6 protein-coding genes and 1 pseudogene are annotated in these 9,943 nt (G+C 70.6%); 3 read left to right on the forward strand and 4 right to left on the reverse strand.

Features of this window, described 5'->3' with window-relative positions:
- Positions 1-60 precede the first annotated feature (60 nt).
- The 4 genes from ACWCQS_RS44870 to ACWCQS_RS44885 all read right to left on the reverse strand — a co-directional run bounded on the left by ACWCQS_RS44870 (position 61) and on the right by ACWCQS_RS44885 (position 6,972).
- Positions 61-2,889, reverse strand: coding sequence for a LuxR C-terminal-related transcriptional regulator (locus ACWCQS_RS44870; RefSeq protein ID WP_451009852.1), 2,829 nt, complete (start codon positions 2,887-2,889; stop codon positions 61-63).
- Positions 2,890-3,097: 208 nt separating this feature from the next.
- Entirely contained in the window at positions 3,098-3,859 is a 762-nt protein-coding gene (locus ACWCQS_RS44875) for an SDR family oxidoreductase (protein WP_451009853.1), read from the reverse strand.
- A gap of 52 nt (positions 3,860-3,911) precedes the next feature.
- The gene (gene mdlC / locus ACWCQS_RS44880) at positions 3,912-5,531 is read right to left on the reverse strand and encodes a benzoylformate decarboxylase (RefSeq protein ID WP_451009854.1); all 1,620 of its coding nucleotides are present in this window, start codon (positions 5,529-5,531) and stop codon (positions 3,912-3,914) included.
- A gap of 280 nt (positions 5,532-5,811) precedes the next feature.
- On the reverse strand, positions 5,812-6,972 hold the full coding sequence (locus tag ACWCQS_RS44885; RefSeq protein ID WP_451009855.1) for an alpha-hydroxy-acid oxidizing protein: 1,161 nt from the start codon (positions 6,970-6,972) through the stop codon (positions 5,812-5,814).
- A 107-nt stretch (positions 6,973-7,079) separates the two neighbouring features.
- On the opposite strand from ACWCQS_RS44885, the gene ACWCQS_RS44890 reads away from it, so the two are divergent.
- The 3 genes and pseudogenes from ACWCQS_RS44890 to ACWCQS_RS44900 all read left to right on the forward strand — a co-directional run bounded on the left by ACWCQS_RS44890 (position 7,080) and on the right by ACWCQS_RS44900 (position 9,454).
- Positions 7,080-8,114 carry an Lrp/AsnC family transcriptional regulator gene (locus ACWCQS_RS44890; RefSeq protein WP_451009856.1) on the forward strand — a complete coding sequence of 345 codons (1,035 nt, stop codon included), beginning with the start codon at positions 7,080-7,082 and terminating at the stop codon, positions 8,112-8,114.
- Between the two features lie 519 nt (positions 8,115-8,633).
- Positions 8,634-8,735 (forward strand): annotated as a pseudogene (locus ACWCQS_RS44895) (diguanylate cyclase); the annotation flags it as partial.
- Positions 8,736-9,031: 296 nt separating this feature from the next.
- Positions 9,032-9,454 carry a Fur family transcriptional regulator gene (locus ACWCQS_RS44900; RefSeq protein ID WP_451009857.1) on the forward strand — a complete coding sequence of 141 codons (423 nt, stop codon included), beginning with the start codon at positions 9,032-9,034 and terminating at the stop codon, positions 9,452-9,454.
- Positions 9,455-9,943 lie beyond the last annotated feature (489 nt).

The following is a 9,943-nucleotide window of genomic DNA, read 5'->3' on the forward strand; positions in this document are numbered from 1 at the left end:
ACCCGCGGACCGGCTCCTGGCCGACGAAGCCGTCGTACCGGAGGTGTAGGCCGTGCGCGTCTACGACTGGAATTGACCCTCGGAATGGGCATTGTGGGCGCCGGCTTCCAGTGCGGCGCGCAGCGCAGCACGGGTGGTGATGCCGAGTTTCGGGAAGATCCGGTGCAGGTGGGAGCCGACCGTGCGATGGGACAGGAACAGACGGGCGCCGATCTCCTTGTTGGTGAGTCCGGTGGCGGCCAATTCGGCGATCTGCCGTTCCTGGGCGGTCAGTTCGGGTGCCGCCGGGTCGGAACGCGTGGCGGCGGCCACGCCGGTGGCGCGCAGTTCGTTGCGGGCGCGCTGCACCATCGCTCGCGCGCCGATCCGGTCGAAGGTCTCCATGGCGGCACGCAGCTGGATGCGGGCGCGGGCGGTATCCCGAGTACGGCGCAGCCACTGTCCGTAGGCGAACTGGATCCGTGCCTGCTCCCAGGGATAGCGGGCGGCTTCGGGCAGGGCCAGGGCCTCCTCGAACAGGGCGCCGGCCACCTCGTCGTCCGCGGCCACGGCCGCGGCTCCCGCCGTGATGATCGCGATGCGCGTGCCGATGCGGGGGAGGCCGCCCTGCTGGGCGGCGACGACGTGTGCGCGGGCCTCGTCGCGGCGTCCGGTGCGCATCGCCGCCTCGACCAGGTCGAGCACCACCCACCGGTTGGGGATGCCGGCACTGGGGGCGCTGGGCGGGTCGATCTGCGCCACCTGGGTGTGGGCTTCCTCGAAGTCGCCTTGGCCCATGGCCGCGAGATGGCCGGCTGAACGGGCGTACGCCAAGGTGACGCCCATGCCCCGGGGCGCCGCCCAGGTGGTGGTCTCCGTGCTGCGGGCCCGAGCCAGGTCCACATCGCCGCGCAGCGCGGCACCGGAGGCCAGCACGGCCCGGATCTGCCGCTCCCAGAACGAGTAGCCATAGCCCGTCGCCAACTCCAGCCCCTGCTGCGCGAGGTTCTCGGCCTCGTCCCACTGGCCGTGTACGTAGGAGTCCTGACAGAGCAGCATCAGCGCGGGCACCACCATGGCGATGGCGCCGCCGTCGCGTTCCCGCTCGATCATGCCGCGGACCGCGTAGCGGTAGTCGGACAGGGTGTCCATCGCGACCGCGGCGAAGGCCAGCGGAATCACTTCCCAGGGCGCAGCGGCCGGCGGGAGCGCGGCGAAGGCGCGGTCCAGGCCCTCCCGGATGGCGTCCGAGGTCCGGGTGGGATCGACGTACGCGTCGTAACACAGCTGGAACGGGACGACCTGCTCGGGCTCGAAGCGGACCATGGCCTTCCTGAGCAGCTCCCACGGCTCCGGCCGCAGGGTGTAGAGGCTGACCAGCAGCAGGGCGTAGAGGATGCCGTACCTGTCCCAGGAGACCGGCCCGGCATCCTCGGTGGAGTCGAGCGCCCGGGTCAGCAGCCGGTACGCGGCGGTGACGTCGCCTTCGTTGTTCGTGAGCAGGTGGGCGGTGGCGGCGAAGACCAGCGCGTCCGGGGTCTGCGGGGTCTGCCCGGCGTCCGCCAGCAGCCAGGTGACCTGGTCGAGCTGTCCGGCCATGGTGGCGAGGTGGGCGGCCTCGACCAGGCGCCGGGAGCGGTCTCCGGGGTGCGGGCTGAGTTCAGCCGCGCGCACCAGGGTGGCCACCGCGGTCGAGGCACGGCCGCGGAGCCGCGCGAGCAGGGCCGCCTTGTCCAGCGCCCGGGCCACCGCCTCGTCGGGTCCGGTGCTCGCCTCGGCCAGATGGCACGCCTGCCGCTCGGGATCGAAGACCAGTACCTCGGCGAGTGCCTGGTGCACGGCCCGGCGCTCGCCCGGCGGGGCCAGGTACACAACCGCCGAGCGGGTCAGCGGATGGCTGAAGGTGACCTGTCCGGAGGCGGTGTCGGCGTGGACCAGCCGGGCCCGCTGTGCGGGGGCCAGGTCGTCCAGGTCCAGCGGGCATCGGGTCGTGGCCCTGATGGTGTCCAGGTCGTCGTCGGCCGCCAGTGCGGCCAGCAGGAGTGCCCTTCTGGTCGCGCCGGGCAGCTGGTCGAGCTCGGGGGCGAAGGTGTCCAGCAGCCGCTCGGACAGGGGCAGCACGCTGGGCACCGGCTGTGCGCCGGAGCGCTGCCGGTCGTTCAGAGTCGTCGGTAGCTCCTGGAGGGCCAGCGGGTTACCCGCGGCCTGGGCCAGCAGCCGGCGCCGGACGGTCGGCGCCAGGCCCGGCCACTGGGCCTCGACAAGCTCCGCCGCCGACTGGTCGTCCAGGGGTGGCACCGTCCGTTCCGGCAACCTCATAAAGTGGAGAAACCCTTTCAGCCCGGTACGGGCAGCGGCCAGCAGCGCCACAGGGGCTTGGCCCAGCCGACGCACGGCGAAGGCCAGTACCGTGGCGCTGGCCGGGTCGATCCACGGCGCGTCATCGGCCACCAGCAGCAGCGGGCATTCGGCCGCGGCCGCGCCGAGCAGGGCGAGTACGGCTGTCCCTGCGGTCAGCGGGTCCGGGAGAGCCGTCGGCGTCAGGTCGAAGAGCCGGCAGAGGACATCGCGCTGCGGGCCGGGCAGGAGATCGGCATCCGCGCGCAGGGGGTAGAGCATCTGGTGGATCATCGCGAAACTGATCCCGGCCTCGAACTCCGCGCCGCAGGCGCGCAGCACACGTCTGCCGACGGCACTCGACCGGGCCGCGGCGACGTCGAGCAGCGCGGTCTTCCCGACCCCTGGTTCACCACGCAGCAGCAACCCGCGGCCGACGGGGCCGTATCCGGTGCGATCCTGATCGGCGAACAGCGAGTCGATCAGCACCAGCTCGTCCGCGCGCCCCACGAGACCGCCGAAGTCGCAACCGGCGGGCTGCGCGGGATACCTCCGGCTCTCGGAAGTTGCCACAGTGGTGAGGATAGGTTTCGCTCGTAGCACGGCACAACGCCGACCGCGCGCGTACCGCCCACCTCACGGGGTGTGCTCAGGCCGACGGCGTGCTTGTTTTCACCGCCGTACGGCGCTTGCGGCGAAGGGCGGCCATACGGTCTCGGTGCTTCCCCGGCGACCGCCCTAGCGTGAACCCGCTCGATTCGCGGTCTTGACCGCGGAGACTCTAGAAGCCTTTGCGTACGCCGCCGTCGACCGACAGCATCACGCCCGTGAGGTACGACGCTGCGGGCGAGAGCAGGAAGGCGGCGCTGCGGCCGAACTCGTCCGGGGTTCCGTAGCGGCGCAGGGGGACGCCGGCGGTGGCGCGTTCGCGGGCGGCGTCGGCGTCACCGTGCCGTGCGTCGAGTTCGCGTACTCGGTCGGTCTCGATGTGGGCGGGCACGAGGCCGACGACGCGGATGCCTCTGGGGCCCAGCTCGTTGGCGAGGTTCTTCGCGTAACCGGCCAGGCCCGGCCGCAGGGCGTTGGAGATCGCGAGGCCGGGAATGGGCTCGTACACGGAGCTGGAGAGGACGAAGCCGATGACGCCTCCGTCGCCCAGCTCGGCGGCGACGGCACGGGAGAGCCGCACCGCGCCGAGGAAGACCGACTCGAAGGAGGTGCGCCACTGGTCGTCGTCGATGGTGTCCGAGGTGCCCGCGGGGGGTCCGCCGACGCTGATGAGCACCCCGTCCAGCCGTTTGAAGGTGTCGCGAGCCGCGGCGACCAGCCGCTGCGGAGTGCCGGGGTCGGCGTTGTCGGCCACGACGCCGACTGCCTGCCCCGGGCCGCCGAGGTCCGCCTGTGCGGCGGCGACCGACTTCTCGTCGCGGCCGCTGACGACCACCCGCGCGCCGTCCGCCACCAGCTCGCGCGCGGCGGCCATGCCCAGCCCGCGGGTGCCGCCGGTGACTATGTACACCCGGTCCTTCAGTCCGAAGTCCATGTTTGTTGTCCTCTCTCCGCTGTTCTTTCTTCGACCGTGCGATCCGCGCGGCTTACAACATCGCCTTCTGGGGCTGTGTGGCGACGACGATGACGGTGGTGGTGCCGGCGGTCAGGGCCGACTTGAACTCGCGCTCCAGGTCCTCGGTGGTCTCCACGTCGACCGCGCGGCATCCGAAGCCGCGGGCGACGGAGGCGATGTCGAGCCCGGGCAGGTCGAGCCCCGGCACCCCGGGGGTCTCCTCCAGCACGGCGAACGACTTGAGGATGGAGTACTCCTGGTTGCGCATGACCACGTACACGATCGGGAGGTTGTGCTGGGCGGCCGTGTAGATGGCCTGCACGGAGTACTGGAAGGAGCCGTCGCCGATCAGGCCGATCACCGGCCGTTCGGCGCCCCTGTCCCGGTCGCCGAGTGCGACGCCCACGGCGGCCGGGGTGCCCCAGCCGATGCCTCCGCTGGCCGTGGCGAAGAACGATCCGGTCCGCTTGGTGGGGAGCCACTCGATCTGCTGTGCCATCGTGGAGGTCGACTCGTTGACGATGACCGCGTCGGCCGGCCGGACCCTGCTGAGGGTGGCGTACACCTCCGGCGGGGTGAGCGGGGTGTTCGGCGCCTGGGGGAGCTCGCGGGGCCGCGGCATCGGTTCCGGCGCGGTCCGCGCCGAACCCTCAGCGACCATGTCCAGGAGCAGCTCGATCGCCGTCTTGGGATCGCCCAGGAGGCTGTCACCGACCCGCGCCGCCGCAGCCACCGCCGGGTTGCCGGTGATCTGCAGCAGCTCCGTGCCCTCCGGCAGGTACGGCCCGGGCACGTAGGGGTAGTAGCGGAACACCTCCGCGCCGATCACGACCACCAGGTCGTGGCCGGTCAACCGATCGCTGATGGTCTTGACCGACATGCCGAGCGGGCCGCCGAAGAGGGGGTGGTCCTCGGGGAAGGAAGCCCGGTCCAGCAGCGGGGCGCCGTAGACGGCCGCGCGCAGCTTCTCCGCCAGCGCGACGGCCGCGTCCCAGCCACCGGCCCGGTCCACCTCCGGACCGAAGACCAGCGCGGGACGACGGCTGGCCGAGATGCGATCGGCGAACATGCGCAGCCGCGCGGTGTCGGGGGCCACGCGGTCGCTGACCGTCCGCACCCGGGTGAAGCCGGACAGGGGACGCTTCCAGTCGTCCATCGGAATCGACAGGTACACCGGGCCCGTCGGCGGCTGCGGCGCCTCCGCGTAGGCCCGCATGAAGGCCTCGGGTACATCTTCGGCGCGGGCCGGTTCGTACGACCACTTCACCCAGGGCTTGGGCAGCGTGACGGCCTCGCGGTTGCCGAGATACGGGTCGCCGATCACCAGCTCCCGGTGCTGCTGGCCCGAGGTGATGATCAGAGGTGTGTTGCCGTGGTAGGCCGCCACCAGGTTGCCCACCGCGTTTCCCATCCCGGCCGAGGAGTGCAGGTTGACCAGCGCGGGTCGGCCGGTGACCTGGGCGAAGGTGTCGGCCATCGCGATGACGGAAGCCTCCTGCAGCGCCAGGACGTAGGTGAAGTCCTCGGGGAATTCCTGCAGGAACGGCTGCTCGGTGGAACCGGGGTTACCGAAGACCGTGGTGAGTTTCAGGGTTCGCAGCAGGTCGTAGGTCACGCTGCGGACGGTGGACTTCTCAGTCATGGTTGCCATCGACTTCCTTGCTGGGGCTGGGTTTCTGGTTCGACGGGTCTGGTGGAGGGGTGCGCGCTATTCCATGCGGTGTCGAGTGCCGTCTTCGGCGTCGTGGGGTGCCGGAAGCGCGCGCCAGTCTGATCCTGCTGCACTAATACGTATTTCTCATGACATACACACCGCTCGGTGACGGGCCTGATGGGAGGGCTGGGCCCAGGTCGCTGAGGAGGTGGACCATGGCCGACCACTCGGTGAGCGAGGTAGCGCCGATGCGTCCGCCCCGACTGGTCGGCGGCTGTCAGGTGAGGCGGCGGAGGGCCTCAGGGGCGAGGTCGGCGAGGGTGGGATAGCCGTCGACGGCCATGATCAGGTCTGCTTCGGCGAGCAGGGACCGCAGGACGTGGACGACGCCGGCCTCGCCGCCGTAGGCGAGGCCGTACGCGTAGGGGCGGCCAATGCCGACGGCGGTGGCGCCCAGGGCGATGGCCTTGATGATGTCGGCTCCCGTGCGGACACCTGAGTCGAACAGGACGGGCGTGCCGTCGGCGGCCTGAACCACGCCGGGCAGGGCGTCGAGGGCGGGCAGGCCGCCGTTGGCCTGGCGGCCGCCGTGGTTGGAGCAGTAGATGCCGTCCACACCGCCGTCCTTGGCGCGGCGGACGTCGTCCGGGTGGCAGATGCCCTTCAGAATCAGCGGCAGGTCGGTGATCGAGCGCAGCCAGGACAGGTCGTCCCAGGTGAGCGGGTTGCCGAAGATCCGCACCCACTCGGCGACCGCGGCCGCCGGGTCGTCCTCCGGGCTACGGGCGAGGCGGGCGCGGAAGACGGGGTCGCTGGTGTAGTTGGTCAGGCAGTTTCCGCGCAGCTGGGGGAAGTTGCTGACGGCGAGGTCGCGGGGGCGCCAGCCGGTGATCCAGGTGTCCAGGGTGACCACGATGCCCTTGAAGCCGGCCTTCGCGGCCCGGTGCACCAGGCTCTCGGCCAGCTCACGGTCTGTGGGCGTGTAGAGCTGGAAGAAGCCCGGGGTGGCGCCGAACTCGGCGGCGACCTCCTCCAGCGGATCGACGGTCAGGGTGGAGGCGACCATCGGCACGCCGGTGCGGGCGGCGGCACGGGCCGTGGCGAGATCGCCGTGGCCGTCCTGCGCGCACAGCCCGATCACGCCGACCGGGGCCATGAACAGCGGTGAGGGCAGGCGCATCCCGAAGAGGTCGACGGACAGATCCCGGTCCGTGGCTCCCACCGTCATCCGCGGGACGAGGCCCCAGCGTTCGAACGTGGTGACGTTGGCTCGCTGGGTGCGCTCGTCGCCGGCTCCGGCCATGACGTAGGAGCGCACCGAGGCGGGCATCGCGGCCTGAGCCAGCGGCTCCAGCTCGTCGTAGGTCATCGGGAAGCGCGGCACCACCCCGCGCAGCCCGTCCATGTAGATCTCGTCCTGATAGTCGCCGTACGCCATGGTCCGGCCCTCCTCACGCTCGACAGGTGCGGGCCCCTGAAGTCCACAATGGGAGAGTGACGTGTGAAAGCCGCCAAACGCAGGATTATGCCTCTCAGGAGAGGGTCATGCAGGATGATGCACCAGCGCTGCTGACAGAGGACGACCTGGCGCTGATCAACGCCCTGCAGCTGCAGCCGCGGGCCTCATGGACCGAGCTCGGGCGTGCCCTGGAGGTCGACCCGGTCACCGTCGCCCGCCGCTTCGGCCGCCTGTCCGAGCAGGGCGCCGCCTGGGTGGGATTCTCACCCGGCCCACGCCTGTTCGAGCAGATCTGCGTGGCCTTCGTCGTGATCGACTGCGCTCCCGGCGCCACCACCGGGGTCGCCCAGGCACTGAGCGCCCACCCCCACATGCTCACGATCGAGCGCGCGGCCGCCGGCCACGACATCCTCGCCATCGCCGCCACCCGCGACCTGCCGGCCCTCTCCCGCTACACCCTCGACCTGCTCCCGCACCTTCCCGGCATCACCGCCGTGGAAGTCCGGATCGTCACCCACATGTTCACCGAGGGCGGCCGGTGGCGCATCGCCGCCCTGGACCCCGCCCAGCGTGCCCAGCTGACCGGCCCGCCCCCGGCCCAGACCCCTGTCGCCCCGGGCGAGATCACGCCCTTCGACCGCGCCCTCATCACCCGGATCGCCCACGACGGCCGCGCGCCCTACCAGACCCTGGCGAGCGACCTCGGCGTCAGCCTCAACACCGCAAAACGCCGCACCGAACAACTCACCCGACGCGGCCTGCTGCGGTTCCGCTGCGACTTCGCCCGCCCCCTCGGCGGCTGGCCCGTCGCGGCCACCCTCTGGGCCAGAGTCCCACCCGCCGATCTCCCCGAGATCGGGCACGCCCTCGTCCGTCTGCCCGAGACCCGCAACTGCGCCGCCGTCAGCGGCCCCCACAACCTAGTCCTTCAGGCCAGCCTGCACTCCGTCAGCGACGTCCTGCGCCTGGAGACCCAGCTCGCCACCGCCCACCCGAGCCTCGACATCGTCGACCGCGTCATCGCCCTGCGCCAGGACAAGCTGATGGGGCGCCTCCTGGACCCCCACGGCCGCTCCGTCGGTATCGTCCCGCCCGATTTCTGGTCGGAGCCGGAGATGTGACGCATACGGTGCCCCGAGCTGCCGACTCCTCCACGTTCGCCGGGGCCCAGCGTGCCTATAGCCGTGTCGCGCTGGAAGCGCCAACAGGGCGAGGGATTTGACCCAATGGGGCATGGCAACGCGGCAGACGATGCGCTTCGTACCCGTTACGTCGCCTCGGTCCAGATCGCTGTCAGCCGGACCCGTGCTGACCGCGGTGCCGCCAGTGAGCAGCGTCCTCATCGCTGGGCACGGTGCTCGGTGATGTAGCCGCAGCGGGTGACGGATGGGGAAGTTGGCCAGCGTCTGGGAGGTGCGGCGTTGATGACCCGATCGGGATGTCGTGCGCGGGACGCTTGGCAGGGGGAGATCATCGTGGTGGATGCCGCTTGCGGTCGTGCGGGTCGGCCGCGGTCGGCCCGGGCCTTCGCCGCTCTCTGGCTGCGGACCTGGATGTTGTTCTGGGCCAGCCCTGCGGCGGTCCAAGTTGCCAGCGCGACAGGCTCGACGACGGTCCCATCGGCCCTGGTCGCCGGGGTTCGGATCCTTGCCGCGTTCACCGAGGGCATCGAGGACCGTCCGGAGGCCACCTGCGGGAATATCAAGGCGGACGTTCTGGCTCACTACGTTCCCGGCTTCCGGCCATACCGATTTCGGGGATGCAATCGGTCTGTTGGCACGACCGGTCACCAGCGCCAGTCGCCGACGACCGCCGTCTGCCACGTGCCAGTATTGCGTAGGACTCTATTGACTTGAGTCGCTCCAGAACTAGGATTAGGTACATAAAAGATTCTGGATGAAGCGCGCAAACGACACCGACGGCGAGTCTGCACACTCTGGAGGCAGCAATGGCCAGGAATCGATCGATGCCGACTGGCACGGGGCGAGGCGCCCGTCATGCCCCGACAGCAGACGGGGATCGAGCAGAACAGGAGCCGATGGCCCGAGCTGCCACGCGTCTGCGCGACGCGCAGCTTCGGGTGACTGCGCAGCGCATGGCCGTACTCGCCGCTGTCGAGGAGCTGCCCGGGCATCCCGAGGTCGAAGCCATTCGGGCCCGGGCGCAGCAGGTGACGGGTCAACTGTCGCTGCAAGCCACGTACAACGTCCTTCGTGTGCTGACGGAGGCGGGCATGATCCGCTGCACCCAGATCGCGGGCCTTCCAGCGCGGTACGAACCCGAACGCAACGACAATCACCACCACTTCGTGTGCCGCCTCTGCGGCGACATCATCGATGTGGAATGCGTGGTCGGTGCGGCACCCTGCCTTGAGAGCAACCTGCCCGCTTCCTACCGGGTCGACGAAGCTGCGGTCACCTTCTGGGGTACCTGCGAGCGCTGCGCCGCCCAGCGGAGCTGATCGCCTCGCCGACACATGACCCAGGCGTCGCATGTCCACGAGATGCGGCGACGCCTGGGCCTCCTCTCCAAGCCGCGCTTGCGGGCGGCGAATCCTGAACGTCGACGGTCGACCGGATCCCGCCTCGTCGGCTGCGGCTCCCGCTGTCCCACGCCGCCCCGCGCGACTGCCGGACCTCGTCGCTTCCTGGCGCGGACTCGCATCGATACATGCGCCCCATGCCGGACTCCCCATGGCGGAGTGACGCCCAAACGTCGCTCCGCCATGGCGTAGGTCTGGAGCTGCGCGCTTTTGGCACCGGTCAGTGCTGGTTTCGTGCGCGGCGTTGCATCGCGGCACGTCGTCTTCATGATGCGCCCCGAGGGCTATTCCAGTGCCTTGTCAAGTTCTTACCGATCGCGTCCCATGAAGTGGTGTAGCCGGGCATGGTCCCGGAACGCGCGGGTGTCTGCCCGGGGCGTGCATCCGCTGACCGTGCGTGCTCCCTGA

The organism is Streptomyces sp. NPDC002076, assembly GCF_053593835.1.